This window comes from Candidatus Megaera venefica (assembly GCF_034554655.1).
GTDB classification, from domain to species: Bacteria; Pseudomonadota; Alphaproteobacteria; order Rickettsiales; family Rickettsiaceae; genus Megaera_A; species Megaera_A venefica.
The window spans coordinates 1-22,367 of the sequence record NZ_JARJFB010000008.1 but is presented as its reverse complement, the minus strand read 5'-3'; the positions used below and the strand labels follow the sequence as shown (position 1 = coordinate 22,367).

At 36.4% G+C, this 22,367-nt stretch carries 21 protein-coding genes, 1 tRNA gene, 2 rRNA genes and 2 pseudogenes; 7 read left to right on the top strand and 19 right to left on the bottom strand.

What is annotated here, in order from left to right:
• Positions 1 to 119: 119 nt before the first annotated feature.
• From Megvenef_RS01150 to Megvenef_RS01100, 11 genes are all read right to left on the bottom strand, one after another.
• Positions 120 to 881, bottom strand: a complete 762-nt coding sequence (locus Megvenef_RS01150; RefSeq protein WP_322776171.1) for a GNAT family N-acetyltransferase — start codon at positions 879 to 881, stop codon at positions 120 to 122.
• Positions 878 to 1,333, bottom strand: coding sequence for an EVE domain-containing protein (locus Megvenef_RS01145; protein ID WP_322776170.1), 456 nt, complete (start codon positions 1,331 to 1,333; stop codon positions 878 to 880). Before Megvenef_RS01145 ends, Megvenef_RS01150 begins: the two co-directional genes overlap by 4 nt.
• On the bottom strand, positions 1,326 to 1,784 hold the full coding sequence (locus Megvenef_RS01140; RefSeq protein WP_322776169.1) for a MarR family winged helix-turn-helix transcriptional regulator: 459 nt from the start codon (positions 1,782 to 1,784) through the stop codon (positions 1,326 to 1,328). Before Megvenef_RS01140 ends, Megvenef_RS01145 begins: the two co-directional genes overlap by 8 nt.
• On the bottom strand, positions 1,781 to 2,203 hold the full coding sequence (locus Megvenef_RS01135; RefSeq protein WP_322776168.1) for an SRPBCC family protein: 423 nt from the start codon (positions 2,201 to 2,203) through the stop codon (positions 1,781 to 1,783). The genes Megvenef_RS01140 and Megvenef_RS01135 overlap by 4 nt, the downstream gene beginning before the upstream one ends.
• Before the next feature lie 226 nt (positions 2,204 to 2,429).
• Positions 2,430 to 2,969 carry a zinc-ribbon domain-containing protein gene (locus Megvenef_RS01130; RefSeq protein ID WP_322776167.1) on the bottom strand — a complete coding sequence of 180 codons (540 nt, stop codon included), beginning with the start codon at positions 2,967 to 2,969 and terminating at the stop codon, positions 2,430 to 2,432.
• A 14-nt stretch (positions 2,970 to 2,983) separates the two neighbouring features.
• Positions 2,984 to 3,793, bottom strand: coding sequence for a hypothetical protein (locus tag Megvenef_RS01125; RefSeq protein WP_322776166.1), 810 nt, complete (start codon positions 3,791 to 3,793; stop codon positions 2,984 to 2,986).
• Positions 3,794 to 3,894: 101 nt separating this feature from the next.
• The gene (locus Megvenef_RS01120) at positions 3,895 to 4,737 is read right to left on the bottom strand and encodes an ABC transporter permease (protein WP_322776165.1); all 843 of its coding nucleotides are present in this window, start codon (positions 4,735 to 4,737) and stop codon (positions 3,895 to 3,897) included.
• Positions 4,734 to 5,486: an ABC transporter ATP-binding protein gene (locus Megvenef_RS01115; protein ID WP_322776164.1), complete on the bottom strand. Its 753-nt coding sequence runs from the start codon at positions 5,484 to 5,486 to the stop codon at positions 4,734 to 4,736. The genes Megvenef_RS01120 and Megvenef_RS01115 overlap by 4 nt, the downstream gene beginning before the upstream one ends.
• A 4-nt stretch (positions 5,487 to 5,490) precedes the next feature.
• Positions 5,491 to 6,471 (bottom strand): ABC transporter substrate-binding protein, encoded by a 981-nt coding sequence (locus Megvenef_RS01110; RefSeq protein ID WP_322776163.1) that lies wholly within the window; start codon positions 6,469 to 6,471, stop codon positions 5,491 to 5,493.
• Between the two features lie 287 nt (positions 6,472 to 6,758).
• Positions 6,759 to 7,067, bottom strand: a complete 309-nt coding sequence (locus Megvenef_RS01105) for an antibiotic biosynthesis monooxygenase family protein (protein WP_322776162.1) — start codon at positions 7,065 to 7,067, stop codon at positions 6,759 to 6,761.
• Positions 7,068 to 7,089: 22 nt separating this feature from the next.
• Positions 7,090 to 7,890, bottom strand: coding sequence for an SDR family NAD(P)-dependent oxidoreductase (locus Megvenef_RS01100; protein WP_322776161.1), 801 nt, complete (start codon positions 7,888 to 7,890; stop codon positions 7,090 to 7,092).
• A gap of 136 nt (positions 7,891 to 8,026) precedes the next feature.
• On the opposite strand from Megvenef_RS01100, the gene Megvenef_RS01095 reads away from it, so the two are divergent.
• The 7 genes from Megvenef_RS01095 to Megvenef_RS01065 all read left to right on the top strand — a co-directional run bounded on the left by Megvenef_RS01095 (position 8,027) and on the right by Megvenef_RS01065 (position 15,618).
• Positions 8,027 to 8,569 (top strand): PadR family transcriptional regulator, encoded by a 543-nt coding sequence (locus Megvenef_RS01095; protein ID WP_322776160.1) that lies wholly within the window; start codon positions 8,027 to 8,029, stop codon positions 8,567 to 8,569.
• 410 nt (positions 8,570 to 8,979) lie between these two features.
• Positions 8,980 to 11,742 (top strand): 23S ribosomal RNA (locus Megvenef_RS01090).
• A 132-nt stretch (positions 11,743 to 11,874) separates the two neighbouring features.
• A 5S ribosomal RNA gene (rrf, locus tag Megvenef_RS01085) occupies positions 11,875 to 11,989 on the top strand.
• 322 nt (positions 11,990 to 12,311) lie between these two features.
• Positions 12,312 to 12,662, top strand: a complete 351-nt coding sequence (locus Megvenef_RS01080; protein ID WP_322776159.1) for a nuclear transport factor 2 family protein — start codon at positions 12,312 to 12,314, stop codon at positions 12,660 to 12,662.
• A gap of 491 nt (positions 12,663 to 13,153) precedes the next feature.
• Complete coding sequence (locus Megvenef_RS01075) at positions 13,154 to 14,293, top strand: serine hydrolase domain-containing protein (RefSeq protein WP_322776158.1); 1,140 nt, start codon at positions 13,154 to 13,156, stop codon at positions 14,291 to 14,293.
• A gap of 47 nt (positions 14,294 to 14,340) precedes the next feature.
• Positions 14,341 to 14,976, top strand: coding sequence for an adenylyltransferase/cytidyltransferase family protein (locus Megvenef_RS01070; RefSeq protein ID WP_410519744.1), 636 nt, complete (start codon positions 14,341 to 14,343; stop codon positions 14,974 to 14,976).
• A gap of 565 nt (positions 14,977 to 15,541) precedes the next feature.
• Positions 15,542 to 15,618 (top strand) — tRNA-Met (locus Megvenef_RS01065).
• A 27-nt stretch (positions 15,619 to 15,645) separates the two neighbouring features.
• Here Megvenef_RS01065 and Megvenef_RS01060 read toward each other — a convergent pair.
• From Megvenef_RS01060 to Megvenef_RS01025, 8 genes and pseudogenes are all read right to left on the bottom strand, one after another.
• On the bottom strand, positions 15,646 to 15,882 hold the full coding sequence (locus tag Megvenef_RS01060; RefSeq protein WP_322776157.1) for a DUF1653 domain-containing protein: 237 nt from the start codon (positions 15,880 to 15,882) through the stop codon (positions 15,646 to 15,648).
• An 11-nt stretch (positions 15,883 to 15,893) separates the two neighbouring features.
• Positions 15,894 to 16,730 carry an oxygen-dependent coproporphyrinogen oxidase gene (gene hemF, locus Megvenef_RS01055; RefSeq protein WP_322776156.1) on the bottom strand — a complete coding sequence of 279 codons (837 nt, stop codon included), beginning with the start codon at positions 16,728 to 16,730 and terminating at the stop codon, positions 15,894 to 15,896.
• 5 nt (positions 16,731 to 16,735) lie between these two features.
• On the bottom strand, positions 16,736 to 17,071 hold the full coding sequence (locus Megvenef_RS01050) for a YraN family protein (RefSeq protein ID WP_322776155.1): 336 nt from the start codon (positions 17,069 to 17,071) through the stop codon (positions 16,736 to 16,738).
• A gap of 150 nt (positions 17,072 to 17,221) precedes the next feature.
• A pseudogene (locus Megvenef_RS01045) lies at positions 17,222 to 18,493 on the bottom strand (MFS transporter); the annotation flags it as partial.
• A gap of 314 nt (positions 18,494 to 18,807) precedes the next feature.
• Complete coding sequence (locus tag Megvenef_RS01040) at positions 18,808 to 20,046, bottom strand: outer membrane protein assembly factor BamB family protein (protein ID WP_322776154.1); 1,239 nt, start codon at positions 20,044 to 20,046, stop codon at positions 18,808 to 18,810.
• 17 nt (positions 20,047 to 20,063) lie between these two features.
• On the bottom strand, positions 20,064 to 20,720 hold the full coding sequence (locus tag Megvenef_RS01035; RefSeq protein WP_322776153.1) for a DUF2659 family protein: 657 nt from the start codon (positions 20,718 to 20,720) through the stop codon (positions 20,064 to 20,066).
• A gap of 17 nt (positions 20,721 to 20,737) precedes the next feature.
• Positions 20,738 to 21,442, bottom strand: a complete 705-nt coding sequence (ybgF, locus tag Megvenef_RS01030; RefSeq protein WP_322776152.1) for a tol-pal system protein YbgF — start codon at positions 21,440 to 21,442, stop codon at positions 20,738 to 20,740.
• A 78-nt stretch (positions 21,443 to 21,520) separates the two neighbouring features.
• Positions 21,521 to 22,282, bottom strand: a pseudogene (locus tag Megvenef_RS01025) (sensor histidine kinase); the annotation flags it as partial.
• Between the last annotated feature and the right edge of the window lie 85 nt (positions 22,283 to 22,367).

Sequence of the window (22,367 nt, the reverse complement as noted above, 5' to 3'; positions counted from 1 at the left end):
ATTTTATTCCTCTTAGTTATATTAATTGATTATATAACCTATAAGGAATTTACACACTTAGATGGACAGACCCTTAGGTAAATTGGAAGAGTTTTTAAAATTATAGTAAGGCGTTTTTGTTACGATTGCTTGGAGTATATATTGTTTTTTAAAAGAGGACAAAAACCTAACTTTTTATAGATTGATAAACCTGAATCGGATGCTTCTAGAAAGCAATATGATAATCCTAACTTTTTGGCTTCACATAAAGCATGCTTTATAAGCTTAGTTGCATAACCCTTGTTTTGGTATAGAGGTATGGTGCCAACATCATCAATTCTAGCGCTATTACCTTGAATTGATAAAGTGATAGAAGAAATTGGCTGTTTATCGATGTATAGACAAAAATGCTTAAACCTATATCCTTGAGTTAATGCGTTTTTATGGGTTTTTGAATATAGAAAAGTCATTTCAAGTGTGGATTCAAAGGCACTTATCATTGGTACCATCCAATCTTTGAGACTCTGATCCAATCGAATTATAAAATCTTTATTATTATCGTTGTCACCATAATCAACATTCTCTATCAAAGAGACAACCATAGGCGTCGATTTGGCTATTTGAACGTGGTCTAGCTTTTTTAATGTCTTTTTTATATTTGATGTGCAAAATTCTTTTGGAAGAATAATTTCAAAAGGGTGATCACCAGGGAAAAATACATGGCTTTTTCTAATAATCTCGGTGATATCACATTTTGTTTTTATGTAAACAGGGTTTAAACTGGCTATTGGAACTTCTGTCATATAGGCTTTAGCTACCCTATCAAAGTCTATACATTTTTGAGAAATACCACTAAAAAAGTAATCCTCCGCTTGATGAAATAAATTAATAACGTTGGTCATATCCTTGTAAGTTGAGTTAATGGATTAAAGCCGAGCATACCATTTGCTATTACTTCAAATGATTTTTGATCAATTTCCAGAAATCCATAACGAAAAATGTAGCCCCAAGATTTTTTATTCTTAATAAAAGGTAGCAGTGGAATTAATGGCTTAATATCCAGATGTTTGGCATCAAAATATTCAATATTGCGCCTAAATGGTTTAAAGCCATTTCCCATATCAATTTGGTACGCTGCATCATCTACCACAATACCAATCGCGGTAAATTTTTGATAAAGTTCTGATCCTTCCATGGTCACTTTAGATGAGTAATAAATAACAAAATCACCTTTAAAAAGACGTCGTGCAGGAGAAGACTTGCCATGACAAAATTGACAAATATTAAGCTTTACGCCATCTGCCACATGTTCTTTGCAAGCGACACCTATCCAAAACTTTAGTTCTCTATTCATCAGTATGTGTAGTTAATTTACTTAAAATATTTATAAGATTTTTTTGTTCCAAATTTGATGCTTTTCCAAAGAAATTCTCATCGATTTTCTCTATAATGGGTACAAGTTTATGAACTAATTTTTTTCCCTCCTTTGTTAAAGAAACTTTCTTAGCTCTGGTATCAGCTTCATGCTCTATTCGATTAACTAAACCCATTATAACAAGTTTTTTAAGAGACTTAGATACTGTCATTTTATCCAGCTTTGACCAGTTGATAATCAGCGTTTGTGTTGTATCGTAGTTATGTGCTTCAAACCATAATAACGTGGCCATAATTACAAATTGTGCATGCGAAATCTCATGTATTTCTAGTACTTTTTTAATTTGGCGTTGCCAAATCATAGTAGTTTGCCAAAGTAAAAAGCCTGGGCTGTTTTCTGGTCTATCAAAACCAAATGGGAGGTCAGTCACCTGAACCTCACGGCAAGTTCTGCTAAAGCTTCCATTTCATCAGGAACTGTGTTGGCAACATCTTGTGCAACCAACTTAATCCATAACCATTTCAGAGGTCCTGTTACAACAAGAATGTTGGTGAGTTGCAATCCATTAGGCGTTTCTTCTAGTGCATGAGTATCATACATTTTAGCACCGAAGAAACTAGTGCAATCGGTAAATTTATTACCTTCATCAATTTCGGTAATTATAATTTTTACTGGCCTGACTCCCTTGGGCTTCAGGATAAAATGCTTCCCTACCTCAAATGAGTCTTCTATCTTACAATAATCAAGATCACCATGCCATTTTGGCCAATTATTTACATCTGTCCAAATGCGCCAAATTTCTTCCTTTTCTACGTTTTTAAATGTCTTACTATAGGTTCTTGTCCACATACACTTCTTTTTTATATCCAAGTATATTGTATACAAGTTTACTAAACGGTCAAGTGAATTTACTAGGCTATAAATTGGCTTAGGCTCGTCACTAGATCCTGAAGTAATTGAAGTATGGTTGATTGGAGTAGGAGAGTTATAGTTTAGTCGGACTTAAATTAATCTATAAGAGACTGAATATCCAAGTGTTTAAAATCTTCTTTTTGCATTTCAAAAACATCTAAATCTAATAAGTTTTCAGGGTTAATTTTAGCAGCTCTTGCTCCTTTATAGATGCCATGTTGTTTTTGGAATATGCATAATGACTCATACGTAGAATTATTTTATCTTCTTCAAGGCTAACAATCTCTCCAAAAACGTAAGGTGTTTCTTTATAATCATCACCTATGTTTCTAAATGTAAAATACGTTCCTATGGTAGGATTTTCCTTAAAAGCATCATGCTCTTTTTGTGTTGATGTATCGGACATATATCCTAATATTATTAAAACTATAATAATAAGAAGTCCTGAAAAAGACCACCAAGGAGTTTTGAATCCCCTATTTTGGATAGCTGTTTCATCTGCAGAAGGTTCATGCACATATGTTGTTTTGCAAGATTGACATCTAACGTAAGTGCTTTTTTTGAGTGGAATTATTGGAATCCAGAACAGGTCAAATACACATTGGGAACCAACAATAACAAGGTTTTGTAAGCCGCAAGATGGGCATTTTCCCGGTGCTTCTTTGATACCAATCTCTTTTGTAGAGAATCCCCAAACAATCATTATCCAAGAATCCTTTAAATTTCGCTTTGAGGCAATGGATTTTCATCACAACCAATAAGAGAAGCATCTGGTTGAGAATATTGCCAGTTTATATCGTTAAGGTTCAGGTGGGAAAAGATTTCTGTGATTATATCATTACTTAAGTGAACTTCATTTAAACTATTCAAAGGATGTTTAGCTATGGTGGCAAAAAAAGCTAAGTGCTGTTGTTCAAAAAATGCTAGAAATGGTAGTTTAGATGAAGATGTACAAATCATCTTATTTTGTTGCATGAAAGAGTTTGCTATAGCTTGGAATTCCGGATCAGGGTTGTCAACCTTTAACGAACGTATTTTATTAATTAGAGTATCAGCGTTAGAGCGTTCTTCATATTCTATCTTAAATGTATTATTGATTGTTGTGCAATAAGATAAGAATTCATTAATATTGTTAATACGAACAAAACCATCCTTTCCCAAGTTAGGTTTCGTGACGTGAAATTGATAATTAACATTATCACAAGTGATATACGCAGTTGTGTTAGGGGAGAAAAGAACGCTAACATTTAAGTGATTATTTAACTTATTTAAACTAAGAGTGCTGTTATCCACCAGAGTTATTGCCATAGGGCAACTATATTCACTTATAGTTAGTTTATAACCAGTGGTTAAGCAAAATGATGCGTTATCTCCGATGCTTATTATTTTCACTGATTGTGGATTATTTTCAGTGCCTAAATCCGACTCAACTCCTATCTCCCTATCTAAAGTCAAAGTTTCATTCTCAGGGTTTATATTGATAAATCCCGTATATTCTCCCTTAAATGTTAAGATCTTGATATGCATAATTTTTCTCTATTTAGTAAATTTAAGTCAATAAAAAAACCGTATCAATTAATATAAATTAAGTCAAGGTCAATCTACAAATCATTACTTTATATATAAATCTACCTAAGCGCTATTATGCCAAGGACAATGGCGCCAGTCAGGAGTTTTAGGTCTGATGGAGCAAGTCCAGCAGCAAGTGCTACTCCTTGTAGTTGTTGGTAAATGATTGAGCCAATAAATGGTGCAATTGTAAGCTTTAAAATCGAATTTGTTCCAATCAATTTCTCGCCGATCATCATTGCAGCGAGAGCATGAATAACTATACCAACGCCGATTCCAATATCTGCATAGCCTTGAATTTGAACAAGAAGACCTCCTGCTAGGCCAGAAAAAGCATTGCCAATAAATAGTCCAGCAATAATATTTCTATTTAAATCTACCCCAAATTTTTCAGCAACTTTTGGATTTAATCCAGTAGCTCTAAATTGTAGACCTTTTTCAGTGTTAAGAAACGAATATAGGGCTCCCATTATAACCAAATTTATTATGAGTAAAGTAATGATTTGCGGAGAAATTCCATGTGCTATGTTCTGAAATAAATTAGGTAGCTCAAATAAAGCAATATTTGGTTTTCCCATAGCGCGCAAGTTTATGCTATATACCATTGTGCTGAGTATTATACCTGCAAGTAGAGTATTTACTTTATATCTGATGTAAATAATGGCGGTGCAAATACCCACTATTCCAGCAGCGGTGCAGGCTATAGCAAGAGAAAGTAAAGGATGTAAACCAGCTACGATTAAAGATGCGCAGAGCGCTCCACCAAGAGGATATGAGCCTTCTGCTGTAAGATCTGGAAAATTGAGTAATCGAAATGGGACCATAACACCAGTTACTAGAATTGACAGAATCAAGCCTTGCATTAAGCCACTTGGAGCAATTTCTATTAAAGTATTAATCATAATGGTCCACCAATTTTATGTAATATATCCAGAATAGTTTGCTCAGTCAGCTTGGATTTTTCTGTCCCACTAACATCGTATTCTATTACTCCATGATGCATGACTATTAATCTGTTGCCGTAACGTATTGCATCGGCAATACTATGTGTGATCATTATGGTTGTGATATTATGATTTTTAATGTAGCTATCAGTAAAGCTCATAATCTTTTCTTTGCTTCTTGGGTCGAGAGCGCTTGTATGTTCATCAAGAAGCAATAACTTAGGTTTTGGAGACATCGCCATTAAAGAGGCGATGGATTGCCTTTGACCACCTGAAAGGGAAGATATATTAGTGTTTATATATTTTTCTAAATCAAGACCAAGTAACTTTATATCTTTTACGATCTCATCAGTCTTATTGGTAAAAAATTTATATTTAGCACTTCTTCCCCTCATTTTGCTTAAAGAAATATTTTCAAGCAAAGTCATGTCGTCGATGGTACCTTTGTTGACATCTTGTGCTACGCTGCCTATTTCTTTTGCTCTGGTATGCAATGGGTGTTTTGTTACATTTTTTCCATTTAGTATAACCACACCTGAATCGGCTTGATATTCACCGGAAATCACTTTTAGCAAAGTTGATTTTCCAGACCCATTACTGCCTAAAATAACGCAGTACTCACCTTCGCCTACCTTTAGATTTATACTTTTTAATGTTGGCTCGGTATTTTGAAGAAAAAATTTAGTAATATTGTGTAATTCTAGCATGATCCTAATCCACAATTATAACATTTGTCAGATCTGTCGGAATTTTGAGTCCAAGTTGATCGGCTTTTTTTCGGCTTATGAAAGCCTTATGATCTTCTTCTGTTGGATATGCTGGCTTAATGCTGCCTATTTTTTCTCCCTTTAGTAGTTTATCGATAATGATAGCTGCATTAGCGCCAACTTGTTTATGAGAAACGCCGTAGCTGGCAAGGGCTATATGAGAGATAACTTCTTCCCCGTTAAAATTGAATAACGGTAATTGCATGGCCTGTGCTGCACTTGATATTGCTGGCAGAGAAGCCTGAATAGCACCACTTGAACCAGTATAGATAAAATCAACTTTATCCTTAAATAGTTTCATTCTAGTTACGACATCTCTAGTATGTTCTACCGGGATGGCTACTACCTCTAGTCCTAGTTCTTTGCTAGTAGCGACAAGCATATTTACAAGAGATAAATCATTTGCTTCCCCTGTTGAGTAAAGTACTCCAACTTTTTTTGCCGAGGGTAAAAGTTGTTTTGCAAGTTTAAACATCAAAGATAAGTCTTGTTTATCTGAAGTCCCAGTAATATTTGAATTTGGATCATTAGAAACTAGACCTGCTTCAACTGGGTCGGTAACGTCAGCGTACACTACTGGAATGTCTGTAATAGTATTTTTTGCTGCCTGAGCGACTGGTGTAGAAATGGCTACAATTATATGAGGCTTGTTGGATTTTAGTTTATTAAGCATCTGAATAACTAGAGACGTTTCAAAATTTACATCAGTAATTTCGTATCTGATAGTTTTATCTTCAACATAGCCAAGCTGAGTTAATTTTGCCTTTAAGCCATCAATAGTTTCTTGCAACGAAGAATGAGGACCATAATTAGCTATGGCAATGAGTGGTATACTAGGATCTTTTTGAGTATTTGTAAAAGTGGATAATAATATTAGAGATAATGCTACAAGAATTGTAGCTAAAATTTTATGTGGTTTTGACATGTTCATATTCCTTAATAATAAGTTTTTATTTTAAACAGAAATGCTATTTAAGCATTAGCGATAACAAAATTAGTTACGCCAACGCCAACAATCGTCTAAATAAAAAACTACTAAGGTATGCATGATTAAAAAACATAAACAATTTACCAATTTACTGTAACTCATCTCTTAATGATCTGTCAAGGGTTTTGCATATTAAATACTTCTCTAATCATTATTATTGATACGCGTTATAAATAACCTGAATTGTCAGGATATCCGTACAAAAGTCATATTGTTGATGGCAACTATTCTTCAATTATTTCATAAATTCCTGGGTGTCTAGAGAATATAAAAATATCTTTGGCAAGAGCCTGGAATTCAGAAGTTTTGATTGCATTTTGAAAATCTTCTGGTGATTTCCAATAAGCTATATTAACAAAATTATAAATAGTATTTTTATGGGTTAGAGCATTCTCTATCGATTTATGTAATTTTGTCTCGATAAAGCCTGGTTGTTTTTTCATGTAATTATCTACATTTTTCCAAATGGATAGAAACTTATCTTCCTTATCTTTGCTCACTTCAAAAGGGTGTATTAATGTTATATTATTCATATTATTTCTCTCCTTATAAATTTTATATAGTTGAAACCGAGCCGCCATCAACACGCATATTAGCACCTGTAATAAAAGATGCATGGTCAGAAGCAAGAAATGTGACGAGTGCAGCTACTTCTTCAGGTTTACCAGGACGAGTGCTTTGAGTACCAGGTCTGAATTGCTTTATAAAAGCATCCATAAATTCTTTTGGAGAAACATTTTGCTTTTTTGATTTTTCCTCAATAATTGATTTAATTTGGGGAGTCATTATAAAGGCTGGGGACACAGCATTAATCAATATACCATCCTTAGCATAGGCCTTTGATAGTGTTTTAGTAAAACTATTTATTGCTGCCTTTGCAGCATTATAATGAGGTATTACCGCATCAGGTTGCACAGCCGATTCGGAAGATATATTTATAATTCTCCCCCACTTCTTTTTCTGCATGTAAGGTAATACTTCTCGTGTGACTTTTACATTTGAAAAGAAATTAGATTCAAACATGGTTTGCCATTCTTCATCATTTATATCTTCAAGTCTTACAAAATCATGCACCCCACCAACATTGTTTACTAGTATGTCAATAGCGCTAAATTGATCAGTAATTTGTAAAACCAGTTTTTTGATATCACTTTTTTTAGTAATATCAGCTACTAATGGATATATCTTAAGGCCTTCTTCACGAAATTCTTTTGCAGTGTTTTCTAGCTCTTCTTTTCCACGTGCAGTAATAATAACTTTTGCTTCAGCTTTGGCCAAAGAGTAAGCAATAGCCTTGCCAATTCCTTTGCTTGAGCCGGTTACCAATGCTATTTTTTCTTTAAGATTTATTTGCATACAATACCTGATTTATACCTTTGTTTTGTCATTTCGACAGGTCTCTTTGACCTAAATCTAGACTAATATTAAAATGACCTGTTGTCAAGACCTGTTTTAAAATATATATTTATTAAAAGTTATGTTGGATATTAAAATGAAAAAAATAAATAAAAGCGAATTTGCGTTACTAAGTTTACTAAGTAAGAAAGATATGTCAGGGTACGATATTAAGCAAATGGCCGGTAAAGTTGCGGCCTATCATTGGTCTGAAAGTAACGCTCAAATTTATCCTATATTAGAGAAGCTTGAAAATAAGGGGTATGTGAATTCATACATAGATGAAAAAAGTGGAGAAAGGCTAAGGCGTATATATTCTATTACAAATGAAGGATTAGACTATTTAAAAAACTGGATAATAGAACCTGTGAAACCGTCTCAATATCGTGAAGAATTCTTGATTAAACTATCAGCTGCGGAGCTTGTTGATCCAACAATACTTATCTTTCATTTCAAATATTATAAAAGTGAATGTGAAAGGCAGCTTCAAGAAATAGAAAAAATTCAAACAGATCTTAGCTTACGTCACTCAAGTAGACGTCTTATGCATTTAAATATGGTTTATGATTTTTCAAAATTAAACTTAGAAGCAAAGGTGCGATGGTGTGAAAAAAATATTCAGACTTTAAGTGAGCTATGAATTCTGTCTACAGCTTACCTTCTGCTATGCGATACAGTAGCTCTATCTATATCGTCATAATTTTTATGTTATTTTTAATCTAAGTCTAATAAACATAAGACTTAGATTAAGCTAGTTATTATGGCTCTTATGAACCTGTTGTCAGTTTGAGCCTTAGCTCCTGAAAGTTGGTTATATTTGTAATTTGAGATTATTTTTAAAAATAGTGTTTGACAATGGATCTGAATGTATATATAAAATTCCTCACGTTCGCAAAACATTCGCTAACGGAAAGCTGTTTGAAAAGTTGAATAAAGAATAAAAACTAAATACACACCGCGATATAAAAATATAAATTTAATCGTGAGTGGATACTGATAGCATGTGTAAAAATAACTCTACATGCATCGTGTAATCTCAAGTTTTTGGCAAAATAAATAAAATAAGAGCATTTGGTGGATGCCTTGGCGTTAGAAGGCGATGAAGGACGTAATACACTGCGATAAGCTCCGGGGAGTTGTGAATAGACTTTGATCCGGAGATCTCCGAATGGGAAAACCCACCTGATTAATCAGGTATCATATAATGAATACATAGTTATATGAAGCAAACTCAGTGAACTGAAATATCTCATTAGCTGAAGGAAAGGACATCAACAGAGACTCCGCTAGTAGTGACGAGCGAACGCGGACCAGGCCAGTGGCTTTAAGGTAAAAACTAGAACAACATGGAAAGGTTGGCAATAATAGGTGATAGCCCTGTATAGGTAAAAAGCTTTAGAGTCCTTGAGTAAGGCGGGACACGTGAAATCCTGTTTGAACATGGGGGGACCACCCTCCAAGCCTAAGTACTCTCTAACGACCGATAGTGAACAAGTACCGTGAGGGAAAGGTGAAAAGAACCCCGATGAGGGGAGTGAAATAGACACTGAAACCGAATGCTTACAAGCAGTCGGAGCGGAAAGCTTGCTTTCTGTGACGGCGTACCTTTTGTATAATGGGTCAGCGACTTAGTTTATCGAGCGAGCTTAAGCCGTTAGGTGTAGGCGTAGCGAAAGCGAGTCTGAATAGGGCGATATAGTTCGATGAATTAGACCCGAAACCGGGTGATCTAGCCATGGCCAGGTTGAAGGTGGAGTAATATCCACTGAAGGACCGAACCCACTAATGTTGAAAAATTAGGGGATGAGCTGTGGTTAGGGGTGAAAGGCCAATCAAACTCGGATATAGCTGGTTCTCCGCGAAATCTATTTAGGTAGAGCGTTATATAATTACCACTGGAGGTAGAGCACTGGATGAGCTAGGGGGTCCAACAGACTTACCAAACTTAACCAAACTCCGAATGCCAGTGAGTACAGTATAGCAGACAGACCATGGGTGCTAAGGTCCGTGGTCAAGAGGGAAACAGCCCAGACCGCCATCTAAGGTCCCAAAATCATGACTAAGTGTTAAAGGATGTGGGAAGACCAAAACAACTAGGAAGTTGGCTTAGAAGCAGCCATCTTTTAAAGAAAGCGTAATAGCTCACTAGTCTAAATAAGTCTTCCTGCGCCGACAATGTAACGGGGCTCAAGTCATGTACCGAAGATGCGGATTTATGTCTATAGACATAAGTGGTAGCGGAGCGTTCTGTAAGCCTGTGAAGGTAACCTGTAAGGGTTACTGGAGGTATCAGAAGTGAGAATGCTGACATAAGTAGCGATAAAAAATGTGAAAAACATTTTCGCCGAAAGTCCAAGGGTTCCTGCGTAAAGCTAATCTGCGCAGGCTTAGTCGGCCCCTAAGGTGAGGCTGAAAGGCGTAGCCGATGGGAATCAGGTTAATATTCCTGAACCTGGAGAAATGTGACGAAGGCAGTAAATTGTACATCCTTATTGGATTGGTATGTGCAGTGAATGACTTCCAGGAAATAGCATCTCCATATAGACCGTACCCTAAACCGACACAGGTGGACAGGTAGAGTATACCAAGGCGCTTGAGATAACGATGCTGAAGGAACTAGGCAAATTGCATCTGTAACTTCGGAAGAAAGATGACCTATATTTGGGCAACCAGATGTAGGTGGCACATACCAGGGGGTAGCGACTGTTTACTAAAAACACAGGGCTCTGCAAAGTCAATAGACGACGTATAGGGCCTGACGCCTGCCCAGTGCTGGAAGATTAAAGGGAGGGGTGCAAGCTCTGAACTGAAGTCCCAGTGAACGGCGGCCGTAACTATGACGGTCCTAAGGTAGCGAAATTCCTTGTCGGGTAAGTTCCGACCCGCACGAATGGCGTAACGATTTCCCCGCTGTCTCCAGTATCGACTCAGCGAAATTGAATTCTCGGTTAAGATGCCGAGTTCCCGCGGTTAGACGGAAAGACCCCGTGCACCTTTACTATAACTTTGCACTGGTATTAGAAATTAGATGTGCAGAATAGGTGGTAGACTATGAAGCAGAGGCGCAAGCAACTGTGGAGTCGAAATGTGAGATACCACCCTTCTAATTTTTGATATCTAACCATCAATCCTTGAATCAGGACTTGGGACAATGCATGGTGGGTAGTTTGACTGGGGCGGTCGCCTCCCAAAAAGTAACGGAGGCGCGCGATGGTTAGCTCAGGTTGGTCAGAAATCAACTGTTAGAGTGCAATGGCATAAGCTAGCCTGACTGCGAGACCCACAAGTCGAGCAGAGACGAAAGTCGGTCATAGTGATCCGGTGGTCCCGAGTGGAAGGGCCATCGCTCAACGGATAAAAGGTACGCCGGGGATAACAGGCTGATGATCTCCAAGAGTCCATATCGACGAGATCGTTTGGCACCTCGATGTCGGCTCATCACATCCTGGGGCTGGAGAAGGTCCCAAGGGTACGGCTGTTCGCCGTTTAAAGTGGTACGTGAGCTGGGTTTAGAACGTCGTGAGACAGTTCGGTCCCTATCTGCCGTGGGTGTAGGAAGTTTGAGAGGATCTGCCTTCAGTACGAGAGGACCGAGGTGGACGTACCTCTGGTGTACCAGTTGTCGCGCCAGCGGCATAGCTGGGTAGCTAAGTACGGACGGGATAACCGCTGAATGCATCTAAGCGGGAAACCCACCTTAAAACTAGACTTCCCTATTAGAGCCGTGGAAGACCACCACGTTGATAGGCCAGGTGTGGAAGCATGGTAACATGTGAAGCTAACTGGTACTAATAGCTCGATCGATTTATTTTGCTTTGAGATACACGACTGCATGTAGTGTTAATTTTGCACAAGTGCGTCAGTATATACAAGCAGTATAAGGTTTTTATTCTTTATCAACGTAATATATCAGTACAAATCTATATTAAAAGTTTGTATTGCTAGCTTGGTGGTTATAGCGTGGGTGAAACACTCGATCCCATTCCGAACTCGGAAGTGAAACCCCACAGCACCAATGGTACTTTGCCCTGAGGCACGGGAGAGTAGGTCGCTGCCAAGCTTGCAATGCAAACTTTTTTTATGTCTATGGTGGCAACTGATAGTTGAAAATTATTTAATAATATCTATCAACTACTGATGATCTAGCCAATTTTATTAGCACTGAATTTTCTAGTTGTTTCCATAATAATCCTAAATTCCCACCCGCAAAATTTCCTGAAGGATTTGACCATGAGGCTCATGGGATAATAGATATATCTAAGTGGTAGTTGTTTTTTTTAGAAAAGTTGTTATTTGGAAATAATAATCAAAAACGAGTTTGAAAAATCCCTACTAACAATGTTATAAGAAAATAATACAACTAATACAAAACAACGGTAACCATGTCTGATAACATAAACATTGCGGGGCTTTATTACGAAGCAATGAATAACAAAGATTTAAATAAAATTGCATTATATTTGCATCCGAAAGTCAAGTTTTTAGGTCCTTTGGCCGAATTAGATGGGAAAGATGCTGTTCTTGAATCGGCTAAAGGATTTTTAGGAATTGTTGATTCTGTAAAGATGCGAGTAAAATTCGCTTCTGGCAATCAGGTTATGCTAGCTTACGATCTGAACTGCGTTTCGCCAATTGGTACTATTCGTGTAGCTGCGCTTATGACATTTGAGGATAATCTTATTTCATCTATTGAATTGTTTTTTGATGCTCGTGCTTTTGATAAGAAAAACTAGATTAATTTTATTGAATTTGTGCGGGATTTTTATACTGGGTGGTGTTGTATTATGCGCTCTGTCATTCTGAGTTTGACTCAGGATCTTCTTTTGTCTCATGGATCTTGAGTCAAGTTCCGGATGACTTGTTTCTAACGATAACAACTTATGTTGCCTAATAAACCTATATTAACCTCTCCTTGTCCATAGTTTAGGTTAACAACTGATTTATCATTACCCCTGCGACTTTGTTGCAAAGTTTTACAATAATAATTGAAAAATACATCTAGTGTTCGTTTAAAGATTGCTAATTAATTAATATGCTGACACACTTAATCAAGGTTTGATGAACTAATTAGCTATTTTATGCTTCTAGTTTAGTTTTGTGCTGCTTACCATAACTCAATACGATTCCTAATATTAGGTGAGTTATGTTAGCTTAAGTTTACTACACATATTTGCGTTTACTAAATAACTTATAGATTTTAAGTAAAATAATTAAGGGTATTACTATGATGAATATACTAAAATTCGTGTCAGGCGTGTTGTTATTATTTGTAAGTTTAACAGGGCTGGCAGAAAAGAAACAATTTTCTTCTGAAATGAAGGAAAAACTACAGGCCAAAATGGAGTCGTTGATTAAAGAAATTAATGCACCAGGATTCAATGTTGGTATATGGATACCAGGTGAAGGAGAGTGGCAAAATTCCTTCGGTGTTGCAGATAAAGAGACTGCGGAAAAAATGAGCCTAGATAATCACTTTCGGATAGGGAGTATAACCAAAACTTTTGTGATTACTGCTGTTTTACAATTAGTGGACAAAGGTGATATATCCTTAGATGATAAAATAAGTAAATATATCGATAATGTGCCTAATGGTGATAAGATTACTATCAGGCAGTTAGCAAACATGACAAGTGGTCTGGCTAATTATTCTGAAGATGAAGAATGGGTGAAGAAGGTGATTTATACTAAAAACGATCGGAATGTTCCGACAAGTGAGTTGTTAGATGTAGCTTTTAAATTACCACCAACCTTTGCTCCAGGAAAAGGGTGGCACTACTCCAATACTAATACAGTATTGCTTGGGCAAGTCATTGAAAAGGTTTCTGGTTTAAGTCTTGATAAATACTTGCAAGAAAATATTTTTACACCACTTGCCTTGGAGAATACTTCTTTTCCTCTTGATGAGAAAATGCCATCCCCTTATGCTCATGGATATACTAAACAAACTCTAGATGAAAAAGAAGCTGATGCGACATTTAACAACCCATCATGGACAAATGCTGCAGGACAAATGGTTTCTACTTTTGCTGATTTAAAAATATGGGCAAAAGCTCTTGGTACAGGGGCTCTGTTAAGCGAAGATGCATTTAAGGAAAGATTGACCTGGGTCACCCTGCCGCCTAACACTGCAAAAAGAAAATACGGTCTTGGTGTTGGCTCAAATAGTGGTTGGATTAATCATACAGGCTCGTTACCAGGATATAATTGTGTAGTAGCGTATCTGCCAGAAAAACAAGCGGTTTTTGTTGTTATGATCAATAGTGATATGGATCTAGTAATAAAGGAGAAAAATGTACCGTTGACTGATATGGTATTTGAAGCTGTTACTAAAATAGTAACTCCTGACAATGTTCCTATTAGATAATTTGCGTTTTTTATTAAGGAATATAACTTAAGTTAGGTTTGATTAAATTGCCTAAAAAACATGAAAATGAAAACGAAATAGAGCGTGCCCGACAAGGCGCGCTTTATTCTAATTTAGAGAGAATCTATAATTTTCGACTCAGTTCAATTGTTGCAATTGTTCTTTGCTCACTAATGCTGTCAGCGTGCGCATCTTCCTATTCGAAAACTAACTTTGCGATTATATCTAATTATGATCATAAAAAAGTGATGGATTGTGGCAAGAAAAAAATCGTCCTTATCGGGGGATGTTTTGATTTACTTCACTATGGTCATTTTGAATATTTACGAAAAGCCAAATCAGAAGGTGAATATCTAATTGTAGCTTTGGAGCCTGATAAGAGCATTATAAAATATAAGAATCGTCAGCCATTTCATAATCAAAAGCAAAGAGCTGTAAACTTAAGTTCTATTAGGTTTGTTGATCATGTATTGATGTTACCGGAATTAAAAGGTTATGACGATTATCGCCAATTAGTAATCGACACTTGTCCAAACGTAATAGCTATAACACAAGGTGACCCGCAACTTGCAAACATAAAAAAGCAGGCAGCTGGTGTGGGAGCGGAAGTAAAGGAAGTGGTAAATTTATTAGATGGAATGTCTAGTAGTGCAATTCTTAAAACACGGTCATCCCGGACTTGATTTAACGAAGTGTCCTGCCTTTTGGTTTAGCATCTATTTCAAGATACCGTCATGCTGAACGCAGATATCAGCATCCCAGGCAACAAAAGAAGATCCCGGGTCAAGCTTTAGGTAACTTGATGGAAAAAATACTATCATTTTGACAAAACGCTGTCATGTTCTGTTGTCTGAGATCCCGTCAAGCCCGGTATGACTGTGCTTGGATTAGCAATCATCATTCTGAACGAATGCTACTTATTTCTTCATTTTACCGTCCCTTTATCTTAAAACCCTGAATTTAGTTCAGGGTTTTCTGTGTCGCTGGAGATCCTGAGATAAGCATTAGGGGATGGTATTGGTACAGTTGTCCTTAATTCCTGCGAGGTTTAAGTCTGAGATGACTTACTATGCCTGGGTCATAACTGAATTCACTAGAGAGAAGTAAGGCAGTAGTTCAGTAGTAATGATTTTTTTAAAGATGAAGTTTTTGCAAGGGAAGAAGAGGTTTTAAGTTGTGGGCTAGAAAAATTTTCTGGACTTTTGCCATTATCGGTTATATAACACTACTCAATTGACTATAAATTAAGGGCTTGTAGCTCAGTTGGTTAGAGCGCTCCGCTCATAACGGAGTGGTCGCAGGTTCAAGTCCTGCCGGGCCCACCATCTTCTCTTATTGCAGTAGAAGTTGACTCATGAAATCTTCGGCGATTCTTCAAATATAGTTCCTAAGAATCTAAATCTTGGAGTTTCAATATTTTCTAGTGTAACAGTTTCTGTAAACATTGTATGCGGCCTAACCCATAGCCTATAGTCGCCATAAAGTGCTCTGTAAATAACAAGCTCTTCTAGGGTTTCTGAATGTCGACACATACCGATTACTTCGTATTTCTGACCTTTGTAATGCTCGTATAACCCAACTTTTATCATAAGTTTTTCTCTTAAGGCCACAATACTTCTGGTGGCAGGGACATCAAAATCGCCTCAACGTTACCGTTTGTAGCAAGGCCAAAGGCGGTTCCGCGATCATACAGTAAATTAAATTCAACATACCTTCCACGCTTTATAAGCTGATGTTGCCTTTGCTCGGCATTCCAGTCTAGGTTCATTTTTGCTTTAACAATTTCAGGGTATGTTTGAAGTATTGTCATACCTACATCTTTAGTAAAAGCAAAATCTTGATTGAAATTATTAGATAGATAATCATAAAATATGCCGCCGACACCTCTTGGCTCATTTCTGTGTTTTAGATAAAAATATTCGTCACACTGTTTTTTAAAGATAGGATAATAATCTGGATTATGTTTATCGCAAGCATCTTTAAAGGCTTGATGAAATTTGCTGGTTTCGGCCTGATCTTCATACATAGGCGTTAAATCGCTACCACCACCAAACCAACTCTTTGTTGTTTCGATATATCGTGTATTAAAATGAACAGCTGGCACGAGGGGTGAGCGCATATGAGCTACCAATGAAATACCGGTAGCAAAAAATTGTGGATTTTCTTCTGCTCCAGGAATTTGTTTTCTCATATGCTCGGAGAATTCACCATGTACAGTTGAAATATTAACGCCTACTTTTTCAAAAACATTACCGTGCATGATAGACATAACACCTCCGCCTCCTCCTTCTCTTTTCCAGGCTTTGCGTTCAAATGCACTGGCTTCCACATTATTTCTATTTAATGCAAATTCTTTTTCTATGTCTTCAAAGACCAAGCAAATCTTATCCCTTAATGATTTAAACCAGGTTGCTGTTAGGGCTCTCTTATCTTCCATAAAGTCTACCAAGCATTTTTTATTATTTGAGGGAGGCGATATGGCTTTACTATTACCAAGTCAAATCGAATATTATATCCAGTATATCGCTGATTTTTTGTAATAAACAATTCTGCAGTTTTGCTAATTCTTCGTTGTTGATTGCCAGAAACTATTGCCTCATCTATGCCATGTTTTCTAGCTTTGACTTCAATAAATACTAGCCATTTTCCGCGCTTCATAATTATGTCTATTTCTCCAACATAAGATTTATATCTGTGATGCAGAGGTTGGTAGAATCTTATTAGATAATATATAAGTACAAAATATTCAGCAACTATTCCTAGGTTGTAGCGTGTCATTTATTAGACCTCTTTTGAGGCTCTACTTTTGCGGGCAATTGCAGCGGCAGTTGCTTCGGTGCTTGAATTCTCACGTGCATTATGTACATTGCGGTTCTGTGCTACATATGCTCCTTGCACTTGCCCCGCAGTAGCCAATTTCGAAAGAGATTTATTGTGACTTAGATTCGCTTCTAGTAATTGTTTAACAGTATCCCGCATTATGTAAATTACTATCAGAAATATACTAGATGTAAGCATTATGTAAAAAGCTGGAGAGTAATAAACTCCCGTTATCTCAACAAGCCAGCGCGAAATACCGGCGGATGTTCCACCACATAAAGCTATTCCAAGATTATAACTAAATGCTACACCTGAGAATCTTTGATCGGGAGAAAATAGAGAAATAACGAATATATAAGCAGTACCAGCAAGCATTCCTCCGAGTATTGCCAGAACAGTCAGTGCAATGAGTTGTTCTATTGCGTTTTCGCATGAAAGCAACATAAAGCAAGGAAGAGCTAATATAACTACTGCTGCTGAGGATAGGGAAATCATATTAAATCGCCCAATTTTGTCTGAGATGTGGCCTGAAAGCGGCATAGCACACATCATAACAATTGATGAATAAGCAAGGTATGATCTAGCTATGGTATCATCAAAATGTAATATATTACAATAATAGATAGTGATATATGTTTTTATTAAATATACTACACTACTTGCACTAGCGCCAAGGCATACAGTAATAAACATAGAGCTTTTCGCGGTTTTTAGAACGTGAAAAAAAGGAGATTTCAGAGTCTTCTTTTTTTCTGCAAGCATTTCAAAGATAGGAGTTTCAGATACTCTAAGTCTAAAGTAAAAACCAACTAACCCCATCACTCCACCTAGTATGAAAGCAAATCGCCAGGCAAATTCTAAGGACGGGAAGAAATGGGCTAGTATAATGCCAACTATAGTGGCAAGCAAAGTTCCAGCTATATTTGAAGCGTGGACTATACCTGCTGTGAAACCTGGTCTTAAGTTTTGATAATGCTCAAGAATAAATATTGCTGCTCCAGCCCCTTCTCCGCTAATACATAAACCTTGTAATAAACGCATAAAGACTAATGCAGCAGGAGCCAGATATCCTATTTCTGAATACGCAGGAATCAAACCCATAGTGAAAGTTGGTATTGTCATACCTAACATCGAAACGATCAATGAAACTCGTCTACCATGTTTATCCGCGATATAACCAAATATTATCCCACCAATAGGCCTAGTAACAAACCCGACAGCAAATACTGCAAGAGTTGCTAAAACTTGAACAATTTCCGAGTCACCAGGAAAAAAAGTTTTGCCAATTGCGAGAGCAAATACTGCGTATACAGTAAAATCATAATATTCCAGTATATTACCAGAGATTGCTGATAGAAAAATGGATCTACGTTTGTTCATTAATAACTATTCCATAACCAATACAATTTTCTTACCCAATACCAGTGTTAGTAATAGATAAGGATTATAGTGCACAAAACGAATTTGTGAAATGAAAAATTTACCTAAATCTAAATGCCAACCTGAAAACTTCTCGCTTAGTTAAGTACAATCGCTATAGCCTTTGGCAGGCTACTTATATATTGATGAATCAATGCTCAAAGTTCATACTGAAAGTAAGAAAGTTAATTATTCAAGACAGAATGATCTACTTATAGTCAGTTTTCTTACCTTAATGCTAGCAGGCAATAAAGATAATGTCACTTATCAATCTACTAAAATTTTATTTCACGAGCAGTAATAAGATGCAATTTGCCAGTACAACAAGAAAGCCATTGATAACGTGCTTGTTTTTCAATTTTTACTATTTTAGGTTGCAATGGTAATTGACCGCCAGTGTCTTGTGTAAATTGGTATAATTGACCATTAGAAGCAACAACATTTAATGCAATGCCGTTATTGTCTATTACACTGACAAATGGAGCTTGGAATATCACTGGTTGAGGCCGTTTAGTCTTTCTTTCTTCTTCAGAAATTAAATTACCAACCCACTTTACCTTACCGTCATGCGTTGAAATTGAAGCTATCTGCCTTGCATTATTTGTTATGAACAAATTGTCACCAAACAAGCTAATAGATTGAACATCATCAGCTTGTCTTTGCCATATTGTAGTTCCATTATCTAAATTAATCTTGAGAACTTTACCATTACTTGTTGCGAAATAAACGTGATTACCATTTATAATAGGAGTCGTAACTATTAAAGCTGGATCAAAGCTAGGAAGGCCTGCCTCTCCAACGTTTGAAAGATTAAAAATCCATTTTTCCTTACCTGATTTTATATCAATATAAACAACTTCCCCAGAACTATAGCTGATAAGTGCGTGATGATCATTGATAACTGGAGCCACATTGTTTTTGGTAGAAATTGTTTCAATGCCGCCTTCATGCATCCATAATAAACTTGAGGATTTAGTGTCATAAGCGAGAAGTTGGTTGCTGATTGTCTGAACTAGTAAAATCCTATCGTCTGCCATTACTGGCTTTACACGAAGTATGTCCGGAAATTCTTTACGAATAATTTCATCACCAGTGTTAGCATCAAGAATAACTAGATTTCTTGAGCCATTGGTAGCAAATAACTTTTCGTCGCTATATAGTATTCCTCCAGCGTTAAAGTTACGATCAAGTGATCCTTTAGCAATATCTGTTGTCCAAATTATTTTATTTTCTTTAAGAGAAAAGGCTGAAACATGGCCTTTGCTATCAACGCTATAGATTACTTTTTTCGCAATAGCTGGTTGTGCAATGATAGAATGTTTAGCAATCTTATATGATTTTACTTTTTCGCCTGAAAATGGATTTTTTTTAGCATCTGACAGAATAACTTTTTCATTTGAGTCTTTCTCAAGTTTTGGTGTTAGGTCAATCAGATTTTTAACACGAGTACTTCCAATATGATCACAACCAATAAGAACCAATGATACCAAAATCGTAAAAATTATTTTCTTCATGCTCATTTTTTACCTTTTTATTTTTTTAAACTAGAAAGAAGAGCCAATGCTTGTTCCTTCAATATTATTGATGCATTTTCTGTCTTAAGAAGAGAACTGGCGTATTCTGCTGCAAGGTCATCTTGGCCATTTTTTTTATAGAATAATGATTTCAAAAGTGTCGCGTTAGCAAAGAATAGTTGATCTTCTTTGGAGAAATAGTCCAAGTAGTTTCTAGCTTTTATCTGGATTACTTCGGTTAATTCTTTTTGGTCAAGAACAATACCGAGCCATAAAAGTCTGGCGTATGAAGTCGTAATTTCAAAGTAGTTATTATTAGCAATCACACCTTCTAACCTGGCCATAGCTGACGAAGAGTCATTGTTATCGATCATACGATGGATTAACTGTATTTGGGCAAGTTCAGCTTGACGACTTTCACCTTTTTCAATCAATTGTTCTAGAGAATTATTTGTGAATGACGCATCACCAACCTCGCCGGAAGCAAGATCTATAAACATATCTCCAATCTGTTTATTATGTTCAACTATTCTGTTTTTATACCAACTATAACCAGTCATAGCTATAGCAATAAATATTGTGGTAATTATTATCGCTGGGAGTGCTCTGCGAAACAAAAGTAGTCGTTTTTCGTCTTTCTCATCGTTTAGAACTTCATCAAGAATGTCTGCCACTTATGCGCTCACTTAAATTATTTGCATTGGAATTTATCTTTAGCTTCCTGAGCTCTTTTTATAGAACTTATAGGCCTTTGAGGAAACTCTTGTTCCAGTTTAGTCAGCATACTACAGGCTTCTTTGTTTTTATTCAAGGACGCCAGAGAATAAGATAATTTAAGCAAAGAGTCTGGGGCTTTAGACCCTTTTGGATACTGCTTATAGCTTTGTAAGTAATTTACAGCTGCTTTATTAAACATTTCTCGACGATAAAAAGTTTCTGCATACCAAAAAGTCGCGTTGCTTTGTAAGCTACTTGAAGGATACTTAGCTATAAAATCAGAGAATTGTTTCTCAGCATCTTCAAATTTTCCGTCTTTCAGAGATGCTAAAGCTAGATCATATTCTGATTTATCTCCAGAATTTTTAGCAGCTGATTGATCCTTATCAAAAAAACTATTGGAATCATTTGGATCCAAAATAGCTTCGGCAGCCTCTTCCCCGACAACGGCACTAAGAGATGCTATGGAAGCGCCAGCTGTCTTTTTGGCTAATAAACCATTGTTTTTGAGGTCGATCTTTAAATCTTCAACGGTTTTCTCTAGCTCTTGCAACTTACTTTTGAGTTCTTGTATCTGTTTAGATTGCCTCTGAACTATTGGGCCAAAGCTCTGATTATCTGCTAGGGCAGTTTGCACCGAGAATAATATAAATAATATCAAAAATAGGTTTCTTTTCATTTCTAAGTCGATGATTACCTTGTATAAGTATAAGACACATAATATACGAAAATGCTCACTAGTCTAGCGAAAATGGCATTATATCTGTATACTTTCATTGTATTCAAATTCAATAGTAACAGTGGTTCCTTTCCCAGGGGCGCTCTTAAGATCAAATTTTCCATTCATCAATTCAATTAGCTTTTTTGTCAATGGCAATCCAAGGCCAGTCCCTTCATATTTTCTACTTAGTTTGTTGTCTACTTGACCAAAGGAAGACAAAGCTTTGGGGATATCTTGATCGCTCATTCCAATACCAGTATCAGTAACTGAAATAAAAACTAATTTTTTTACAATGTTCTTCCTAATTGCTAGGGTAACTGATCCTTCTGCGGGAGTGAACTTAACTGAATTAGAAAGTAAATTAAGTAACGCTTGCTTAAGTCTTTTGGGGTCTGCATAAATAATTACATGTTCAGAAGGAAAATCTTCAATGAGTCGAATTGATGCGCTATCTGCTCTTGGTTTAACAAATCTCATACTTGATGATGCAAGCTTATTTAGATCAAGCTCAATTTTATCCACCTGAAGCTTGTCGGCAGATGCCTTAGAGAAATCAAGAATGTCATTTATTACACTAAGCAAATGTTTTCCAGAATTATTAATATCAGCTATATAATCTCTATATTGTACGTTTTCTACTTTACCATAAGTTTCAGCAATCATAATTTCTGAAAACCCAATGACTGCATTTAATGGTGTTCTAAGTTCGTGGCTAATATTAGCCAAAAATTCTGTTTTTGCAGAACTTTCTGTTTCTGCTTTAATCTTGGCTTCTTCCAAATCTCTATTATGTTTCAGTTAACGCGCTAGGAGATGCTTATCGAGGAAAAACGGTTCATTCGTTAATCTCTAGATCAGTAATTACTGATGAAAATGAGAATAA

Coding starts and splice junctions, on each gene's coding strand:
- Megvenef_RS01150 (WP_322776171.1), bottom strand. CDS start 881: ATGACCAACGTTATTAATTTATTTCATCAAGCGGAGGATTACTTTTTT.
- Megvenef_RS01145 (WP_322776170.1), bottom strand. CDS start 1,333: ATGAATAGAGAACTAAAGTTTTGGATAGGTGTCGCTTGCAAAGAACAT.
- Megvenef_RS01135 (WP_322776168.1), bottom strand. CDS start 2,203: ATGTGGACAAGAACCTATAGTAAGACATTTAAAAACGTAGAAAAGGAA.
- Megvenef_RS01130 (WP_322776167.1), bottom strand. CDS start 2,969: ATGATTGTTTGGGGATTCTCTACAAAAGAGATTGGTATCAAAGAAGCA.
- Megvenef_RS01125 (WP_322776166.1), bottom strand. CDS start 3,793: ATGCATATCAAGATCTTAACATTTAAGGGAGAATATACGGGATTTATC.
- Megvenef_RS01120 (WP_322776165.1), bottom strand. CDS start 4,737: ATGATTAATACTTTAATAGAAATTGCTCCAAGTGGCTTAATGCAAGGC.
- Megvenef_RS01115 (WP_322776164.1), bottom strand. CDS start 5,486: ATGCTAGAATTACACAATATTACTAAATTTTTTCTTCAAAATACCGAG.
- Megvenef_RS01110 (WP_322776163.1), bottom strand. CDS start 6,471: ATGTCAAAACCACATAAAATTTTAGCTACAATTCTTGTAGCATTATCT.
- Megvenef_RS01105 (WP_322776162.1), bottom strand. CDS start 7,067: ATGAATAATATAACATTAATACACCCTTTTGAAGTGAGCAAAGATAAG.
- Megvenef_RS01100 (WP_322776161.1), bottom strand. CDS start 7,890: ATGCAAATAAATCTTAAAGAAAAAATAGCATTGGTAACCGGCTCAAGC.
- Megvenef_RS01095 (WP_322776160.1), top strand. CDS start 8,027: ATGAAAAAAATAAATAAAAGCGAATTTGCGTTACTAAGTTTACTAAGT.
- Megvenef_RS01080 (WP_322776159.1), top strand. CDS start 12,312: ATGTCTGATAACATAAACATTGCGGGGCTTTATTACGAAGCAATGAAT.
- Megvenef_RS01075 (WP_322776158.1), top strand. CDS start 13,154: ATGATGAATATACTAAAATTCGTGTCAGGCGTGTTGTTATTATTTGTA.
- Megvenef_RS01060 (WP_322776157.1), bottom strand. CDS start 15,882: ATGATAAAAGTTGGGTTATACGAGCATTACAAAGGTCAGAAATACGAA.
- hemF (WP_322776156.1), bottom strand. CDS start 16,730: ATGGAAGATAAGAGAGCCCTAACAGCAACCTGGTTTAAATCATTAAGG.
- Megvenef_RS01050 (WP_322776155.1), bottom strand. CDS start 17,071: ATGACACGCTACAACCTAGGAATAGTTGCTGAATATTTTGTACTTATA.
- Megvenef_RS01040 (WP_322776154.1), bottom strand. CDS start 20,046: ATGAAGAAAATAATTTTTACGATTTTGGTATCATTGGTTCTTATTGGT.
- ybgF (WP_322776152.1), bottom strand. CDS start 21,442: ATGAAAAGAAACCTATTTTTGATATTATTTATATTATTCTCGGTGCAA.